The organism is Methanosarcina sp. UBA289 (assembly GCA_002496565.1).
Taxonomy (GTDB): Archaea; Halobacteriota; Methanosarcinia; order Methanosarcinales; family Methanosarcinaceae; genus Methanosarcina.
The window spans coordinates 133,858-153,416 of sequence record DAKJ01000017.1 but is presented as its reverse complement, the minus strand read 5'-3'; the positions used below and the strand labels follow the sequence as shown (position 1 = coordinate 153,416).

Sequence of the window (19,559 nt, the reverse complement as noted above, 5' to 3'; positions counted from 1 at the left end):
TTTACTCTTTGAACTCATCTTCGCCAGCTTCTCTCCATTTTCTCATACAGGCCCAGTAAATTATTCCTTGTGATCTTGAAATAGGGATGATCCGGTCCATATTCCTTTTCAATTATATCGAGGGCTTTTTCGTAGAGTTCAATTGCGGTTTCATATTCGCCCATGCTTTCATGGAGGCCTGCGAGGTTGTTCAGGGTTGTGCCGACATCGGGATGAGACGAGCCGAGGGTTGTTTCGTAGATCTTGAGAGCACGGGTGTAGAGAGGAAGGGCTTTTTTGTGCTGACCGAGGATCCTGTACAATTCACCCAGATTATTTAAGGTCTTGGCAACATCAGGGCTATCAGGGCCAATAACGCGTTCCCGGATTTCAAGGGCTCGCTTATAGAGTTCCAGGGCCTTTTCGTGGCGACCCTTTTGGACATAGACGCCTGCGAGATTGTTAAGGGTCGTAGCAAAACCTATATGTTCGGTTTTTCCGAATTTTTCCATGATTTCCAGAGATCTTGTATAGAGGATCATGGCTTTTTCATACCTTGTAGTCTGGAAATAGAGAAGAGCAAGGTTGTTCAGGGTCTGGGCCACCTGCGGGTGTTCAGGGCCGTACACCTTATCCTGAAGCTCTAAAGCCTGCCCGTACCTGTTCTCAGCATCGTCAACCTTGCCCATCTCCGATAGCAGGACGCCCAGGTTATTCAGGGTTCCGGCTCTATACCCCATAACCACACGGTTTTCCGGCTCCTGCTCCTGAAGCTTTTCAAGAAGTTCTAGAGCCTGCCTGAAGCAATCTTCAGACATCTCGGGTTTTTCCAACTCTTTATAAAAAAAAGCCATCCTGTTCAGGGTTCTTACAGCGCCGAGATTTTTTGGGCTCAGGAATTGTTTCTGGATCTCAAGTGCCTGCTTATAAAATGAAAGGGCTTCTTCGCCCTGCTCTATCAGAGAATAAAGAATGCCAAGCTCACTGAGTGTATCCCCGGTTTCAGATCTGGGCTGGTCGGGAAGACTTTCACGGATTTTTAAGGCCCTTGAAAAAAGCCTGAGGGCTTCTTCATAATTTCCAAGATAGCGGTAGATTCCTGCAAGCCCGTTCATTACAGATGCGGTTTCCGGACTATCAGGACCAAGTTTCTTTTCCACAATACCTAGCAATTCTTCGTACAGATGTAAGAGCACTTTCCAGGACCCGGATCTATAGAAAGGTTCGGCTTTAATTATAAACCAGCTTACCAGTTCCTCAGGCTCAAAAGCCTCCTTTGCGTGAATAAAAGCTTCCTGTAAGGCAATTTCATCTTCAGGGGTGATAAGTTCCGGATCCAGATCTTTCAGCCGCTGCTCATATCTTTCAAGCAGAGCTCTGTGGTTTTTCGCTTTTATTTCCACTTCTTTTTCCGCTTCATTTTCTGGATTCTTATCTTTAGTTTCAATAGAGTTATTTTCGGCAGGAACTTCTTCTTTTCCTGAGTCATTCTCGAAATCAGTCATAGTTCACCCCTTCTGAATAAAAAGCAATATAATATACCTCTTTATCTGGAAATCTAATTATTTCAACTCTAAATATTCCAAAACGCTTCTATATTAAATAAGCTTGTTCAATAGATATTTTACCAAAGTTTTTCTAATTCATGCTTAAAATTTATAACAGCTGACAAACAATAAGCTTCCGGGAGTTGGAAAAACCAAGATAATCAGAAAATAAAAACATCAGGATATCCGAAAAACGAAAAGTCAAAATATCTAGGAAAATAAGAAAGTCAAAGATCCGGAAGATAAAAAGTCAAAATATCTGGAAAGAGAATAACTACAGGGGATGGCTGAGTTTTTTCTCTTACCAGACAGTGCTGTTTTTCAGAGTTGCCAGGATGTTTGTGAACTTGTTACTGAATCTGCAATCTCCAAAATCTGGAGAACTCAGAATATTCTTCTTTATTTCCTGCAGCCCGATCAGGAGATTTATGTCAGCGCTGTATTCAAATCCTCCATCGGAAGCAGTGATGTTTTCAGCAAGGACGTCAAGAAGCTTCGGGTCAAGTTCATTTGTAATGTATGTATCCAGAATCAGAAGATCTGAAATTCTCTTATAAAAGTCGATGAGCTCCTGGTAACCGGGTATCGCATAGGCTCTTGCCATCTGTTTTTGCCTGTTCAGGTAAATCAGGTAACGGGAGATTGTGCTTATAACTTTCTCGGTAGTCTCCTTTTTAGGGAACGCGATTGGGAACCTTTTCAGCATTTGTGAATTAAGTTTGCCTCTGCTCTGTACGCCTTCACGGCTCCAGATTTCAGGGAAAGCCCTTGCTATAGAAGAGTTGAGTACAGCAGTAACATAGAGATAGAGTGTGGGATCTCCAAGAACGACGCCAACTCCGTTTGCAAAAACATGCTTTCCGGTAGGATCGTACGAAGCCTGCAGGCGAGAGTTGTTGGTAACGATGATTTTAGGCGTGTTTATATACCGCAGGAAACTTTCGTTTTCGAAACGGTAATCAGCAGAGACAAACTCCTGTTTTTCGCTCTCAGACTGTTGTTTAATTTCCGTTATCTGCTTATAAGCTATAGGGAACCTTGCTTTCAGTTCCTCGGGCTGAAATATCCTGTATTCTTTCCTTATATTATTGTCGAGAATTTCATAAGGCAGCATAAGCTGGTACTGAGTAGACTGAACTGCAAATTCATTCGAAATAGAGTCGTCTACATAGGGGTACATGAGTTCCTTTTCCATACCTACCTGCTCTATGCCCGCATTTGTGTGGGAGTCTCTGCAGACGTAGGATGCATCTATGCAGTTCTCGCTTGAAAGGCCAGCTTTTTGCAAAAAATCATTTGTTGGGGACACACCTTCAAAAACTTCTATTGAGATGTCTTCCAGGGTTCTAGGGATTTTGCTCAGCCTTTCTACAATATAGTCCTTACTCCAGAACATATATTTCACTTCTTTTTTATATATATAGGGAATTCTGGGTAATATGATTTCTTTGTTGTTGGTTGGATTCTCAAAAATTCGTTTTTGATTTCGAGGCACCTGATTTTTAACTCCTCAGAATCTCCACATTAGACTTGAATATACCTCTTAATATAATAATTTATTCATAATAAAGGTTAACAATTTAAATAGAGTTTACTCAGTCAGAAAGAAAAATGAGAGTTATCGCCATTGGATCAAATTTTTCTTGCCTGAAAATTCAGGTTCTTTTGAATTAATAGGATAATTCAAGGTTTACAAACCAGAGAAGACTTTCAATGTCATTCTTGCATTTTCCAGCATATTATGGTCATTATTGAAATAAATGTAAGTTTTTTCAGGCCCGGATTCACGGATTTTCCTGAGAGTTTCGCTAATTTCTACCTGAGAATAATCGTAACTATACCATCTGTCCCTTCCGTGCATCCTCATATACACAGTTTTTCCGGGGAAAATCCGGTTCCTATAGTCTGGCGAGTCTACGGATGCCAGGATGATTTTCTTCATAAGCTCTGAGCATGCCTCCTCATTTCCGAGCAACTCTTTATTCCTGATCTCCAGGGCGAACCTTTTCCCAAGCTTTGTGGCTTCTGCAAACCTGAGTACCCTTCCGACATCATCGAACTTTGGAGGCACCTGAAAAAGATAAAAATCAATTAGATGATCCATGGGTTTGAAGAGTTCAAGGAAATTTTCCAGAATTTCCAGGGAACTTTCACTGAGCTGGCGCCAGTGAGTTATGGATCTGTGTACCTTTATGCTCCATCGGAGTCCCGTTCCTTTTCTGTTCCAGCCTTCAACCTGGTCAGGTGAAGGAAATCTATAAAAACTGGCATTGAGTTCGACACTATTCAGTCCGGAATTCTGGATAAACCAATCAAGATTTTTCTTTCTATTCCAATCATAATACCAGCCGCTTGTACCTACAAATGCCTCCATATAGTCCCCTTTTGTATATCGGTCTGATGGCAGATCTATTTTTGGTTTACCCGAATTATAAGAGAAGAACTTGATAACAGGGTCTTATCAGCTAAGAGAAGAGGAAAAGGAAATTGAAACTGGAGTTCTCGTGAATTTATCTAACCTGAGAGAATTATAACTCATTAGAAATCTTAAATTAAGTTTTCAATTTTATTTTTTTAATTTGATATTTTTATATAATATCATGCCAATGCCTTTTTACTCCTTTATGCAAAAACCAAACTTGAAGGGACAATATCGCTTAACTGATTTCATGCACAGGCAAGGGGGAAAGCCTGTAGATAATATAAAAAAATAATTCGAAGTATAAAAAGTAATTCGAAGGATGAAAACGGAAGCCGTGGAGATCATTAAATTTAGCGAACAGCTTACCTGTATAAGTCCACCGGTATAAACAGTTGATTGGTATGTACCGAATTTAATTGGGGGTTAGTAAGTGAACGGAAAAGAGTGTAATCTATCATTAGATGAACTTCTGAAGTTTGATGGGGTAATGGCAGCAGGGATTTTCAATCCAGAGGGAAAGCTTGTGGAATACAAATCCAAGGATGAAATGCCAAAAGAAATGGCCGAGATGACCGCCAAATTCTGCGGAGCCGTAAATCTGATGTTTGATGCATTGTCCAGTGCTTACACGCAGCTCTACAAGATGAACTGGGTACCTCAGCAAAACTGGATGTACAGCGGCGGTGACTGGACCGTCATGATTTCGGGAACGAGAGGGGTTTTTGTTGAGAGGTCAAAGGCGGATTTAAAGAAGCTTTTCACAGCCCTGGGAATGTGTTAACCCTTAGAAATCTGCCTGGTCAGCCCGTACCAGTAATTGGATCAAGTAATTATTTCACTTTATCAGGCAGGTCTGCCCTCTATCAAGGGCAATTTGCCGGAGATTTATCTGTAACCTTTTTTAATAGCCTGCCTGCAGTTTGCATTCAGCCTGAACTCAAACCTAAAATTAGGGTGCACCTTTTTAGCAGTACTGCTAAAAATTAAATTTATATCGTTGTTTTATTATAGCATTACTTACATAATTATGAATGGTCCATAGGGTCGAGTCCCGATGTATAAAGAAGACGTACAAAGAAGATATGTAACTTAAATAAATATGTAATTTAAATAAGTAGTAACTTTTAAATAAATATGTAATTTAAATAAGTAGTAACTTGACTAAACTTGACTAAGGTAACTTAACTAAGTAAATTGATTAAATAGGTAATCACTTAAATGAGTACAGAACTAAACTACATTAAATTTGGACCAGGCCTTATGGATCACTTAAAAATCTGAAAGGCTTCTTAGCATACGATTTTAGATAACCTTTTTTTGATAACCTTTTTTTGATAACCTTTTTTTGATAACCTTTTTTTGATAACCTTTTTTTGATAACCCTTTTTTGATAACCTTCTTGGTCATTATTTTAACAACCATTCGATGATTTGTAGCACTTTTCTCATCTTTGATTCCAATCACTGACTCTTATTCTTCCCGCTGACTCTTATTCTTCCTCTGTGTTTACATTACTGCTATCCGATTTATTCTTTAGTATAAGGTATTGAGAATTTAAGTTCAACCGAATCCCTATAAAGCGTGTTGTATGTGCAGAAAGGAATTATCCTACCATCTGGTGTAGAATAATGAACTCCGCATTTTTTGATCCTTTCAAGGTCTATATTATAGAGATCCTGAAAGTGCATTACTCCTATAAACAGGGCGTTTCTATGGAAACGAGCTGTGTTTTCTTTATCCCCGGATTTAAGTACATCGAGAATCATGCGAGTTATATTTATCGATTTTGGCCCCCTGCTTTCATCAATATATCCTGGTATTTCCCTTATGACTTTTGCAAGAGTTAGGACTCGGCTTCCTTTCCCATTTATCCCGGAGGTTATTTTATCTAAGAACTCAAAAAAGCCATCAACATTAATAAAATTTGTAATCGGGATAAAATGTCCTTCTTCAAAGAACAGATAAGTTCCAGCCCCGCAGTGCTGATGGACTGTAAACTCCGGGAACGGAACTTTCTTCACGGCTGATAAAAAACGGCTTATGGGGACCACAGAAGGAACAGGATACCAAGCATTACAGGGGATTTCTCCATTTGTTTGTTCTTCTACAAGCTTCAGCACATCGGGTATAGTAATCCTTTGCTCCTCTCGCTGGGACTGGTCAACTCTTCCTGTAAATGCAATAGGCTGGAAGTTTACTCCTTTTATAATGTCAGGATATTCGGCTGCAAAACGGAGGATGTCTCCGACCTGGGAATCGTTTATACCTTTTACAAGAGTAGGCACAAGCACAATGCTATCCGGTCCAAAATCCCTGCAGTTCTCAATGGCTTTTTTCTTTAAAGGAAAGGCGTTAAAACCCCGAGTTTTGATATATGGGTCTGGAGTAGTTCCGTCAAAAGAAAGATAAATAGTTTGTAGCCCGGCCTCCTTAAGCTTTTTACAGTATTCGGGGCTTTTTGCAAGGCGAATTCCATTACTTGCAAGCTGAATCTGCAAGAAACCCAGCTCTTCTGCCAGTTCAATGATCTCAGGAAGATCGTTCCTTATTGTTGGTTCTCCACCTGAAAACTGAATGGCAGGGCAGGGAACGGGTCTTTCTTTTCTGAGCGTTTCCATCATCTTCCGGATTTCCTCAAAGTCAGGCTCATAGATAGCGCCTTTCTCTCTTGCGTTTGCAAAACAGATTGGGCATGCAAGGTTGCATCTATTGGTGACATCAATATTTGCAAGCAAAGTTCCAGTTTCATGAGCAGGACAGAGCCCGCAATCAAAAGGACAATTTGTAGAATTGTCAGTTTGGAAACACGAAACTCCGGTTCCAACATATGAATAATTTTCGAACCTTCTGTAGAGTTCAGCATCTGACCAGTATATGTCCCTGAAGTTTCCATGCTCGGAACAGTTTTTTTCAATAATTATTTTTCCATTTTCCTCAAAAATTGAGGCCGTAATTATTTTTTTGCATTCAGGGCAAATAGATTTTGTTGATCTCATGCTCTTACCTGACTTTAACTAATAAGTCTGATAGTGACGCACGGATTCTCGATTACCAGAGCAGGTTTTGAGAATTTTCCTTTGATCAATTATTTTATAATGTTCGCTGTGAAATTTTTGATTTCGTAAAGGTCTGCTTATTAAAAGTCTTACAGGCTTTCATTACAAAAAAGCCTGAAAAGATATGAGTTTCGCATATAACCTGAGTTTCCGTGCATTTATTGAATAAAAGCTCTCCCCATTTAAAGCTCAATAAAACAATGGTACGAACCATGATAAGAAACGCAGTGGAAAAACGCGATTCTTAATACTTACTCCATCCATGATTTCATAAGATTGTTTATTATATATTCCCATTTAATAAATAAAGCTTTAATATTATTTAAATTAACTGAATAAGAAGTAAAAATAACGAAAAGAGTTAAAATTCTTTGTCTTTTCCTTTAAATTATATTATCAAAGGATCAGATTGCATATTCCGATTTTAATGTTATCATTATCGATGGTACTTCTTATTGCGAGAAAGAACCCTTATCCACTCAGAATTAATCATAAAGTTCTTGAAACAAAACACAGAATTAACAAAAGAATCTAGATCATTCTGTCCGAGCTTACAGATTGATATAATAACGTTTATGGCAAATAATAAGAACTTTATTAATAGATATCTTCCCTGAATTTTATCCTGAATTCTGTCCCTGCTCCTCTTACAAGCTCAATACTACCTTCTATCTGGTCTACAAGTATACTTACAAGCTGAAACCCGAGAGAGGAGGTATGCCTGAAATCTATGTTATCTGGAATTCCCACTCCGTTGTCCGAGACAACCAGCAAAAATTCAGAGCTTTCGCGCCTGCCGGTATCTCTATCCTCACCCATGATTTTTTTGTCCTCTATCTTATGGAGCTTAATCTGGATTTCTCCTTTTCGTCCTGCAGGAAAAGCGTGTTTTAATGAGTTGGATACAAGTTCATTAATGATAATTCCCAATGGAATTCCGGTGTCCATTCCAAGAAAAATACTTTCTATGTCCAGTTTTAAGTGAATATCCTGATTGCCTACCAGATATGATCTGAAAAGTTCATTTGCAAGTTTCTGGAGGTACGCTTTAAAATCAAAGGTTTCAAAATTCCCGATTTCGCCAGTTTTATATAGCTCTTCATGAATTAGAGACATCGATATAACTCGGTTCTGGCTGTCCTGAAAAGATTCCCTTACCTTCTTGTCACTGAAATGCTCGGCCTGGAGGCTCAGGAGGGAGGAGATTACCTGCAAATTATTCTTGATGCGGTGATGAATTTCTTTTTTGCGAATTTCCTCCATCTGGAGAAGCGCATTCTCGGCTTTTTTATGTTCGGTTATGTCCAAGATGATGCCCTGAAGATGGATTTCCCCATTCTCATCGCGCTGGATAACCGTCCTTTCGTCAACCCAGCGGATCTCCCCGGATTTTGTGAAAATCCTATATTCCGAGGTATAATCCGAGTAGCCGGCTTCAACATACATATTAAGCTCGTCAGCTACTTTTTCCAGATCTTCGAGATACACGATATCTCTATAAAGAAGCCCTTTTGAGGTAAAATCCTTCACCTCATACCCCAATCTGGTAACATTCTCAGAAACAAATTCAATCGGCCAGCCCTCCTCATATTTCCATAAAAAAACGATTACAGGACTACTATTAATTACCATTTCCAGCTCCTCTTTACGTTTATTAGACCGCTCAAGTTCAGCTGCATAGTCGGTAAGGGCCTGCTCGGCTTTTTTACGTTCGGTAATATCAAGCATCACACCGACTATCCCGATTATCTCTCCTGATATATTGCTGTAAGTAGCCCTGTGGACAAGAAAATCCCTTTCATTTCCATCTATGGCGGACCTGACTTTCAATTCGTGAGATATGCTTTTGCCTTCCTCAAGAAGTAGCCTGTCATAAAAAGTAGAGATTTCGATAGCTTTTGAAAACTGATCCCTGAACTCAAACATCGAGTGTCCTATTACTCTTTCTTTGGGAAAACCAAGTATATGGGCAAACATTTCGTTGCAGCCTTGATAGATTCCCTCGAGATTTCTGTAAAATACCGGAGAAGGTATGGCATCAAGGAAGGTCTCCAGAAAATACACATTGTTCTGAAGGTCTTTCTCTACCCGCTTACGCCCTGAGATCTCCTCAATAAGCCTTTCATTTGTTCTTACAAGTTCGGAAGTCCTTTCTTTAACAAGCTCCTCAAGTCTTTCCTTATACTGGCGCAATTCTTCTTCAGCACGTCTCCGCTCGATTACTTCAGAAATAAGGAAAGCTACCGAGCTAAGGAAATACGTGTCATCTGTAGTAAATCTTCTCGGTTTTTTTGAGTGAACACTCAATACCCCAAAGGGTTTTTCTATTTTGCCTATAACAACACTTACTCCACTGGCTATATCGTGCTCTTTCAGGAGAGTTGGAGCCTCAAATCGTTCTTCCTTTTTGAAATCTCTTACGATTACCGGGATTTTTGAAAATAAAGTGTACCCTGCCTGGTATTTATTACTCCCATTGATAATGGCTTCTCCTACAAGACCCGGCTTCCAGCCTGTTCCTGCCCTGAGCAGGAAATTTCCATCAGGTAGATATTCAAGGATATTACTATATTCGATATCAAGAGATTTTGCAGTCAGATTTGCACTTTCATCCATGAAAGCTTGCAGGCTTTCACGCCTGAGAGCTATTCTTCCCATCTGGTTTAATGCATCATACTGTTTCTCTTTGATCTGAAGTTTTTCTTTTAGTTTATTATAGTCAGTTATGTCAAATCCATAGACTTCCACCTGTTTATCTTCTTCGAGAGGGTAAAATGAGGCCAGATAAATTCTTTTTCCAACCTTGATTTGTATTTTTTCGGGATACTTTCGGGAAATTACTCTTTTTGAAAGGTTTCCAATGGATATAGGTACTTTCTCCCCTACTCTTATGTTCCATTCATGAAGGAAGAGCTCACCTGCCTTATTCGAATAAATAACTCTTTCATCACCATTGATCCTCAGTACAGGATCAGGATTCTGAGAAACAAATCTCTCCACTTTTATTCTCCCTCATCTTCTCTTCAGACTTTACCCATTTAAGTCTCATGTTCTGGAGATAAGAATTAAAAAGAAATACCTGGATTTCAAACCGCCTGACTTCTAAAACCCCAAACTCTGAAGCCAGGCATTGTCCTGTTTGTTAATGAGGCAAATTAATAATGATTGTAACTCTTATGTAACTCCTATTTGCTCCCTACCTCTATCCCTTTTCTCTGCTTCTATAGATTTTCCTCTGACTCCGTGGATATATCTTTGGTCTATATTATCTCTTATAGCATATTATCTTGATTTTCTTTTCTTCAAAAACCATGCAAACTATAATAAGTACTACAGCAGGAAAAATATTTAAACAGTTTCCTGAAATCAAAAAACAGCTATGGATTGGTGGAAATGTGAAGTGATGCGGATATATTGGAACTGTATGAGATAGAACGCTTTAGATAATTAATATGTAACAGAATGATGATTTGACAGAAAAATGATTTGACAGAAAAATGATTTGACAGAAAAATGATTTGACAGAAAAATGATTTCAGTCATCTCCAAAAAAATAGTAGCCCTGTTAAAAGGCTACTTTCAGGTTTTCTGTATCCTGTAACTCAAAACTTAACTTCAATCCTGTTTCCTTTTCCTGAAGACTACAAACAGAGCTGCAAGAGCTATGAATGTAATTCCTGTTCCAAGCTGGTATCCCGGAAGCTTCTTTTCAGCAGGCAAGACTTCAGTGTTTATTTTAACACTATCGGAAATTTGGTCGTGACCTTCTGTATCTTCATAGAGGACTTCGCTGTTTAATGAGTAAGGTTTCGGGGTTGCGGTCTCGTCCACATCCATATCAAAGACTGCTACAGCACTTTCTCCAGGTTTCAGGTTTCCGAGGTAAGCCTGGTCGTCGGTTGTGCTGAAGGGGTCGCTTGCACTGACTCTTACAGTTGCATCATTTGCAGGTTCTTCACCTACATTCTTATAGGTCACTTCAAGCATACCACCTTCATCAGGGTAAAGGTTGCCTGTTACATTTGTGACCTCAAAGTAAGGTTCATTCTTTACCTGCACAAATACGGTCTGGTTCTCGGTTGAGTTTTCGTACCAGATACCTACTCCCTGATTAGTCACCAGACCAGTGGAAGTATCGTACTCATCTCCACTTACCTGCACGTTGTTCTGGTATTTGTACGAAAGATTCAGGTTCAAGGGATATGTACCTGCAGGAGTTTTTTTACTAATTTCAATGGTGAACTTAGTAGGGCTTGCTCCCTGTTTACCCTGCTCAAGGGTACCTGCCTGTTGAGGACCAGATTTTACTTTTATATATGGATTGTCAGATTCAAGAGTTGCAAGAATCCCAACAGCTGTCACAGCCTGAGTTTCGTACTTCATTTCAGACTGTTGAAGAACAGTATCAACGGCAGTGTCAGCGTCCTTTTCAGATTCAAAACCGCTGATAACTCCTTTGTTAACAAGTCCAAAGTTCAAGGTAACCGTATCTCCTCTGGAGTACTCGTTATCTCCAATCACACTGGCTTCGATCTGAGGTCCTCCATAGACTGTGTAGTAGTTGTCATCAAGATCAAAATTTTCAGATATGGCTGCCTCTACAGGCACAGTTGCAAGCAACATCATAAAAACGGTTGCAATTGCAGCGATACTCCCTTTTTTAATCATTCTTATCACCTGAAGTATTCTCGTTGTTCTTGTTTCTTTTCCGGTGCACATTTACTATCTGATAAAAGGCGATAAGGAAAATTAGTATGATTGCTACACCCTTCATGCTAAATTTCTTCTCTGAGGCTTCAAGGGGTAAGTTCACTTTCATATTTTCTGAAAAGGAAGTTTCCCCATCCTCATCAATATACTTTATTTCGCTATTTATGCCGTAATTTTTCACAACGGCTTTCTGGCTTGCCAAAATTTGGAATTTAGCAGTCTTGCTCTCCCCTGGACCTATATCCCCGAGTCTTACTGTAGACTTTTCAGTACTCAGGGGACTCATAACAATTATCCGGGCCAAGGCATCCTTTGCTACGTTTTCTCTGGTGTTTTTATAGGTAACTTCAATGACTTTGCTCTCTCCCTGCATAAGGCTTCCAGAGACATTGGTCACTTCAAATTTAGGTTCACTCTTTATGGAAACCGGGATTCTGAGAGTTTGGTTTTTCGTTTTGTAATCTCTGGTATAATCCATATCCATGATTCCCAGGTTTATTGCATTCGAAGTTACAGTTAGGACGTTTGCCTGATATTGATATTTCACAGGCAGAAAAAGTTCATAATTCCCAGCAGGTATGTTGTCGTCGATTTTTAGAGTGTAGTTTAGGGTTGCCGTGTGTCCGGTTTCAAGTTCTTCCAAACTCTGAAAACTGGCTGTAGGCTCGATTTCAATGTACTCAGTTCCCGACTGAAGAGTAGCTTCAATATTTTTTGCTGTTGTACATTCTTTTTCTTCTCCCATCTCTTCTAGTGCAATCGTTTCCTCAGCAGAGTCTGGAATCTTATTCTGGTTTACGTTAAGTCTCTGGAAACCATCTATCACTCCATCATTCGCGATTTTTATCTGCAGGTCTGCAGTATCTCCCCTGTTGAGCTCGGGATTTCCTGTAATTGAAGCGTTGATATCTGGCTCCCCGTAACTCCTGTAGTAGTCTACAGTGTACCCATGCTCCGGAATAAGGAAGTTTGTTTCGTCATTTTCGTCATCTCCGAGGGCTGGAAATGAGGTCACTGACAATATTAACAGGATTAACGCAAGTATAGCTGTTTTTCTAATTATTTTTTGCCTTAGTTTTATGGGCACTTGTATCATATCTTGGTCTCCGAAGTTTGTTTTTTTGTCTCTGTCTTTGCCGTCCTGAGACCTTTTCTTCGATCTCGCCAGGTATCAAAAGTAATAATAAGCGGAGGAAAGACTACAAATGTTGCTAGGAGAGCCAGCAAGACATCGATAACTGTAACTGTACCGAAGTCAGTTATTATAGGGAAAGGAGAAGCAAGCAAGGCCATAAACCCGAATACTGTAGTGGCTCCTGAAGCAACAATTGCACTTCCTATTTTGGAACTGGTCATCTCGATAGCCTCTAAAGGACTTGCTCCTTTGTCCTTTTCTTCAAAGTAACGTTCCATCATGAGGATAGCATATTCGGACCCAACTCCCAGTATCAGAGCTCCCAGGGTTGCTGTGAGGGGAGTATAGCTGATATTAAGAAAGCTCATGACTCCTCCTGACCAGCCAATAACTATTAACATTGGGATTACAGGAACCAGGGCTTTGACCCAGTCTCTGTATACAACAAGAAGCCCTCCGAGCACAAGAATCAGGCCAAGGAAAGTCATTGCTATTCTTCCGCTGGTAAGAGCAGAGATAACCTCTATATATACAACAGAATTTCCGGTAATCGTGACATCAGTGCCTGCTGGAGCCGGCATCCATTGCATATCCTGCTTGACAATATTCGTGAGTTCCTCGATACCTGTTACCTTTATGTCCGAAACCGCATTCCCTATATCAAAGTTCAGGAGAAGCATATTCTTCCCGTACATATAGCGGTCTTTCTGTGTCTCCGGAATTTCGGAGTAAATATTCTCTATTTCCTGACTGGTATCGGGAATTACCCCACCATTTCTTTCCTTTACCAGTGACACGATACTCGAAGCGCTGTAAATGTGGCTATTGGTCGCTACTTCATGTTTGGAAAACTGGTCAATCCACTTAAGGACATCCGGATTAGCTGTATCCTTAACCTTGATGATAAGATTTAATTCATCGCTATTGCCCATGATATTTCCCATGTGGCGAAGATCCACAAGTGAAGGCATGTCCTGAGGCACAAAGGTTTCAACGTCAGTCTGAATAGGTACGGACCGGTCGAGGTAAAGGCCGCCAAAACAGAGCAAGAGTGCAACTCCCAATACGATAACATCATATTTGATAGTTAGATCAGTGGTTTTCTTGAGAACTCTCCCTATTAGACGGTCGCCTTCACTTCCGTCCTCAGCTTTTTCCTTTTTCTCAATCTCTCTTTTCCTTTCCGGATTTGCAGGTTTTATCTTATTTGCTATTTTTCTCAGGGGGTTTTTATCCGAGTATTTATCAAATAAAGAAATCGTTATAACCCCCACGAAGATAGAGGAGAAGTAACACATTAAAACGCCTATCATTAGCAATTTTCCAAAATCCTGGATCATTGGCACGGTGGATGTAAAAAGGGAGAAAAATCCAAGGGCTGTCATTGCTAAAGCTGTGAGAACTGCAGGCCCAGTATGCTTTACGGTTTCTATAACTGCCGTTGTTTTGTTCCCTTTTTCTTGCAGCTCCTCTTCAAGTCGGTTATGGAACTGAATGGCATAGTCAATCCCTACGCCTATAAGGATAGGGAATGCAGCCATGGAAACCATGGACATAGGAATTCCTATATAACCCATAGCTCCGAAGGTGTAAACAATACCAAGAAGAACTATCGGCAGAGGGAGAAGGCACCAGCGGACGTGCCTGAATACGAGAAGCAGTACAATAATCATGAAAACGGCTGAAAGCCCCAGCAGTATACCCATACTTGAGCTCATCTCATAGTTCATGGAAATACCGAATGCCGGATCGCCAGTAACAATAATATTATAAGAAGGTGGAAAGTCCGCAAAAGAAACTGCACCTTCAGTGGCAGTAAGGATGTCTTCCTGTGTTTTTTCGCTAGCCGAACCAGCCATGACTACCGAAATCATCATATGAGTATTGTCAGGAATAATCTGTCCGAAAACCTTAGGGTTTCCATCTACTATAGCTTTTATTTCTTCATCAGTATCAGGAAGTTCATACCTCCCTGTCATTTGGTAATTGATTGTTTTGATCAGTGAAGCAGGGCTTGTAGTCTCAGTCACTCCATTCGTTGCCTGGATCTGGTGTTCTAACCTGTCTACAGCCTTCATCAGGTCAGCACTCTTTACCTCGTTGCCCTCTACCATTACCACAATAGATTGCGTCTGGAATATTTTTTGATAAAGGTGATCGTAATCTTGGTAGAGAGGAGAATCTTTCCCAACAAAGGTTTCTGTTCCTGATTTCATCTCAATAAGCTGTGCTCCCTGTATTGATAGTATTATGAACAGGAAAGCTACCAGGAGTATGGAAAAATGATTGTTGTGAATGAATACACCAACTTTTTCAAAAAATGTCTGAATGGTGAATTCCTCCCATTATCTTTTTAAAATTACTATTAAAATAACTAATGGATTTATTAATCTAAGTTTACTTTCCAAAAACACTGTTCCGATTTAAATCCATCGATGAGTAATTTCTCTTAAAATTATTATCATTGTCTCGAATTTCTGTAAGTAGACTTCAGCACCTTTCGAATTTACATGATCAAAGATTTTGTCAAAGACTTGACAATAATCTTTCTATAGAAAGTTTGTTCAAAAACGTATCTCAAGAGTATGCCTGTCCAAAGACTAAAATGCTGACAGCACTTTGAGTCAGCATTCATTCTTAAGACAGGTATTTATCAGGCACAGTACAAAGACCTTATTGACAATACTGTCTAAGAAATTTTTTGAGATCTAGATTGGACAGTATGCCAGATGCCAGATAGATGTCAGATATTAGAGTGCCCTTTCTTTTCCTTCCGTAATATCAGCTTTGCTCACATCGCCGACTGGGTTGTAAGCCTCGTACACGTACCGTTGTCCTCTCATTGCCGATAGCACTGCTGCTATACTGCAGAGTACAGCCCCGATTATGAACGAAATACGCAGCGCTGGCATGAACGCCTGCTGCAGTGTCTGTGGGAACCAGTAGTTGCTTGTCAGTGTGGTCAAGATTTGTTGAGGTATTGAGCTGACGATACTCGGATCTATAGAGTTCAGAATCGAGCTCATTGGGTTATAGCCTAGAAAGGCAGAGAACAACGCATTTGTAGGCGACATTAATGCTAGCTGATTCGCTAGTTGTTGCAAAGCAGGAGCAATTTGTGCAGATCCAAGGCTGGCAAACGAGCTGTATACCGCATCTGGAAACGATTTTTGGATACCTACAATCACGATGGTGAAGAATATGGACATGCTCAGCGTACTGGCCGAGTTAGATAGTGTGGATAGCATGCCTGACGCGATACCCCGGTTTTGAGGCGGCACAGAATTCATTATCGAGGAGCTATTAGGAGAGGCGAACATACCGTTGCCAATGCCCATGAAGAAGATCAATATTCCTAGCTCCCAGTAGTCGAAGTTATAGGGAAGCAGAGCGAGCCCAAGAAACACCAGCGCTACGATGCTCATTCCAGCAGTGGCGATCCATCGAGGTCCATACTTGTCCGAGAGCATCCCGGAGATCGGTCCCATGATCATAAAGCCAAGAGTCATGGGAAGCATATAGATACCTGCCCATAAAGGCGTGTCCTCAAAGCGATAACCTTGGAGCGGCAGCCAGATCCCTTGCAGCAGAAGAATAAGCATGAACATGGCACCGCCTCGGGCAATAGCTGAAGTGAAACTGGCAAGACAACCATAGGTAAAGGCTCTGATCTTAAAGAACTCCAGCTTGAACATAGGGTTCTTCATCTTGCTCTCGATGAATGGGAAGGCGACCAACAATATGATTCCGATACTTAAGGCTGCCATTACCCATGGGTTGTTCCAGCCCATCGCATCGGTGATACCATCATGCTCGTAAGGCATCAGGGCATAAGTGACACCGATCAGAAGCGAGGTCAGCCCGCCGACAAAGAGTAAATTTCCCACAATATCAAGACTGGTCTTAGAAGCCCTGAATGATATATCCTTCATTTTCCAATAAGACCACACCGTTCCAAGGATAGCAAAGGGAATATTGACAAGGAACACATAGCGCCAGTTGTACGTCGCCAGTATGCCACCAAGTAGTAAGCCAATAAACTGGCCGGACATAAAGGCTACCATATTTATGCCCAGTGCCTTTCCCCTCTCACTGACAGGAAACGCGTCAGTGAGAATGGCTGAGCTGTTAGCTATGGTGAATGCGCTACCCACAGCCTGTATAAGCCTGAAAATAATTAGCTCCAGTGCACCAGTGTTGCCTGTGCCAGGTGTCAGATAAAGCAGAATTGAGCCGATGGCGAATATAAGGAAGCCCAGCCGGAACAGTTTTACCCGACCATACATGTCCGCCAGCCGACCAATAGTGAGGAGCAGTGTAGCCGTGATCAGACCAAAGCCCATAAGGAGCCACAGAAGATACTGAAATGCACCAGGATCCGTCGGGTCCATCTGGATGCCCTTGAATATCGCAGGCAGCGAGATCAGGATGATGCTGCCGTTGATAGAGCCCATTAATGATGCTAAGGTCACATTGAACAGTGCAACCCATTTGTATGCAATGCCTTTTTTTTGTATAGATATATTCTCTTTATCTATTAAATTACTATTTTTATTCAAGTTATTACCTCGTTTTTGCTGCCGGCGGGTAAATTGGCAAGGTTTGCAGTGGCAAAGCTGACTATGTTATTTAGACCTGGTTCTCGGAGTGACAACAATAATATGACAAAAATAATTCATCATTGGGTATTATAGACCTGTAACCGCTTCATTTCGTCGACAAAGGCCGAGCGTAAAGCTATTCATGCGGTTTCTTATTAAACTGAATTCTTATTCTACGAGCCAGATATAACTATTTCTACGTAAATAACGTTAATATTTTTAATATCGTTAATATATGAGAGTGTTAATATAGTGATATCATGGAAGAAATTGTACACATTATACCTCTTGCCTCTGAAATCGATATGGCTGTCAGGCCATTTGACAAAATGAGGGCTAATAAAGTCTATCTTTTACATACTAAACCCATAAGTAAAGAGTTCAGTTCAAAGTGCCGTGAATACTTTTTACAGGAAGTCAAAAAGCGCCTTGAAGAGAAGAACATAGAGGTTATTACTGTGGGAAGTGAGATGTCTGATCCGCTTCCTCTTTTGTCGACTATAAGTAACTTGATCGTCCAGGAGAAAAAAGAGAATAATCTTGTCTATGTTAATATGAGTGCATCGGGAAAATTGACCGCAGTCGCATCGACTTTTGCTGCCATGCATCACGATGTTAAAGTTTACTACGTATATGCCGATGGAGGCTATTCAAAAAATGAAGAAGAATTGTTGGAACATGGCCTGTCCATTGTTAATAAGTTAAGGTATTACATTTTGACTAATTTTACTATTGACACTCCTACTGGAGCAAGAAGCGTGTTCCTCACGGAACTCCACAAAAAAGAAAAAATGACAACTAATGACATAATTAAAATGATCAAAGACAATAGGCTTCAAGGCTTTGAGGATCTTAACGAGAATATAGGTGGAAAACAAAGGACATCCAGTAATATACTTGTCAGAATAAATAGAGGCCTCCTTGATGAGTTAAAACATAACGGTTACATACGTGTTGAAAAAAGGGGTAGAAATAATATTATTGTCATAACAGACAAGGGAAAGTATGCTGCATGCCTGATAGGTAACGCTTAAGCACTTCTAGGAGGATGGCCTACGTTGAAGATTTACAGTAAAGCCCCATCTTTTTCATTTCTCTTTTCTTTCTAAACAGATTTAAAATATTCAATCATGAAAATTTCAAAGACGAAATTTTCAATTTTGAAAAGTCCATTTTTAAAACTCTCAGTTCTGAAACATCCAGGTGATAAATTTCGGCCTGTCAACTTTTACTATATAGATATGGTTTAGCGTCTAAAGATACTCTAACTATATAGTGTATTAGGGAAATATCTATATACTTGGCGTGTAAATATAGTGGTTGAGGAAAAGAGAAATCGAACCCGAATGAAAAACTAAACACAATAAAAAAGAGGTGATAAAAAATGGAAAGACTAAGGAATTTGATCCTCGAAAACGTAGCAATATTCAATGAGGCGTTTCCGAACAGATTCTGCCATAGTCCGGATGTCATCTCCGCAATCTCACACGACTATAAGTTCACTTACGGACAGGTTGAAAACGAGATCGAGAAGATGGTCCATGAAGGAGTTCTTGATGCAGAACTCTCGGACTGGTATGAAATAAAGCTCGTATAATGAGCTTGCTGCCTTTCGAGCAGATATTAAATAAATAGTAATCACAAAACACCGCACGACGACAAAAAGGACTAACTGAGAAATTATAAATTGGACTGAATATCTAAGGATTAAACTGATATTTAGCCGCTTAGTTAAGTATTTGCACACCAAATCATAGGTGTCCAAATCGGATAAAGAAATAACATACAGCGAAAACTTCCGTACAGATATAATTTCATTTGAAGTTTCGCAGGTAGCTAGATTCTTTTTCCCAAAAACCTTTTTTAATCTTAGATAATTTTAAGAAATAGACATTTTGAATAGCTGCTTTTTTGTGATACTACATTTGAGTTAGCGATATTATTAATTTAAAATGTTTATAAAATGAAGGGTTTTTTTGACAGCCCGAAGATGACTTTTTTAGATTTACTGGCCCAAAGGTCATCGATTGCAGTGAGATTAAGGACAATAGGTTGATGGCAAGCTTCATGTAATGTTTTTTCTGGCTTGAGTTTAAGTAACCACAGTCG

General features: G+C 40.1%; 13 protein-coding genes. 3 read left to right on the top strand and 10 right to left on the bottom strand.

Features of this window, described 5'->3' with window-relative positions; translation table 11 throughout:
- Positions 1-14 precede the first annotated feature (14 nt).
- The 3 genes from BP549_RS06855 to BP549_RS06845 form a co-directional block, all read right to left on the bottom strand.
- Complete coding sequence (locus tag BP549_RS06855; RefSeq protein WP_292379306.1) at positions 15-1,484, bottom strand: tetratricopeptide repeat protein; 1,470 nt, start codon at positions 1,482-1,484, stop codon at positions 15-17.
- Positions 1,485-1,827: 343 nt separating this feature from the next.
- Complete coding sequence (locus BP549_RS06850) at positions 1,828-2,922, bottom strand: hypothetical protein (RefSeq protein ID WP_292379304.1); 1,095 nt, start codon at positions 2,920-2,922, stop codon at positions 1,828-1,830.
- 294 nt (positions 2,923-3,216) lie between these two features.
- Positions 3,217-3,900 carry a DUF72 domain-containing protein gene (locus tag BP549_RS06845; protein ID WP_292379302.1) on the bottom strand — a complete coding sequence of 228 codons (684 nt, stop codon included), beginning with the start codon at positions 3,898-3,900 and terminating at the stop codon, positions 3,217-3,219.
- A gap of 478 nt (positions 3,901-4,378) precedes the next feature.
- On the opposite strand from BP549_RS06845, the gene BP549_RS06840 reads away from it, so the two are divergent.
- Positions 4,379-4,729, top strand: coding sequence for a DUF2173 family protein (locus BP549_RS06840; RefSeq protein ID WP_292373609.1), 351 nt, complete (start codon positions 4,379-4,381; stop codon positions 4,727-4,729).
- A 521-nt stretch (positions 4,730-5,250) separates the two neighbouring features.
- Here the strand turns inward: BP549_RS06840 and BP549_RS06835 are convergent.
- The 7 genes from BP549_RS06835 to BP549_RS06805 all read right to left on the bottom strand — a co-directional run bounded on the left by BP549_RS06835 (position 5,251) and on the right by BP549_RS06805 (position 17,408).
- Entirely contained in the window at positions 5,251-5,412 is a 162-nt protein-coding gene (locus BP549_RS06835; RefSeq protein ID WP_292379301.1) for a hypothetical protein, read from the bottom strand.
- Between the two features lie 62 nt (positions 5,413-5,474).
- Positions 5,475-6,944 carry a tetraether lipid synthase Tes gene (gene tes, locus BP549_RS06830; protein WP_292379298.1) on the bottom strand — a complete coding sequence of 490 codons (1,470 nt, stop codon included), beginning with the start codon at positions 6,942-6,944 and terminating at the stop codon, positions 5,475-5,477.
- 657 nt (positions 6,945-7,601) lie between these two features.
- Complete coding sequence (locus BP549_RS06825; RefSeq protein WP_292379297.1) at positions 7,602-10,004, bottom strand: histidine kinase dimerization/phosphoacceptor domain -containing protein; 2,403 nt, start codon at positions 10,002-10,004, stop codon at positions 7,602-7,604.
- Positions 10,005-10,619: 615 nt separating this feature from the next.
- Positions 10,620-11,672, bottom strand: a complete 1,053-nt coding sequence (locus BP549_RS06820; protein WP_292379295.1) for a COG1361 S-layer family protein — start codon at positions 11,670-11,672, stop codon at positions 10,620-10,622.
- Positions 11,665-12,729: a COG1361 S-layer family protein gene (locus tag BP549_RS06815; RefSeq protein WP_292379292.1), complete on the bottom strand. Its 1,065-nt coding sequence runs from the start codon at positions 12,727-12,729 to the stop codon at positions 11,665-11,667. The genes BP549_RS06820 and BP549_RS06815 overlap by 8 nt, the downstream gene beginning before the upstream one ends.
- Before the next feature lie 77 nt (positions 12,730-12,806).
- A complete protein-coding gene (locus BP549_RS06810; RefSeq protein ID WP_292379615.1) occupies positions 12,807-15,179 on the bottom strand; it encodes an efflux RND transporter permease subunit in 2,373 nt (790 codons plus the stop codon).
- Positions 15,180-15,599: 420 nt separating this feature from the next.
- Positions 15,600-17,408, bottom strand: coding sequence for an MFS transporter (locus tag BP549_RS06805; RefSeq protein WP_292375560.1), 1,809 nt, complete (start codon positions 17,406-17,408; stop codon positions 15,600-15,602).
- A 302-nt stretch (positions 17,409-17,710) separates the two neighbouring features.
- Here BP549_RS06805 and BP549_RS06800 point away from each other — a divergent pair, with 302 nt between their 5' ends.
- The gene (locus tag BP549_RS06800) at positions 17,711-18,484 is read left to right on the top strand and encodes a DUF6293 family protein (protein WP_292379291.1); all 774 of its coding nucleotides are present in this window, start codon (positions 17,711-17,713) and stop codon (positions 18,482-18,484) included.
- Positions 18,485-18,834: 350 nt separating this feature from the next.
- On the top strand, positions 18,835-19,047 hold the full coding sequence (locus BP549_RS06795; RefSeq protein WP_292379288.1) for a hypothetical protein: 213 nt from the start codon (positions 18,835-18,837) through the stop codon (positions 19,045-19,047).
- Positions 19,048-19,559: the final 512 nt, after the last annotated feature.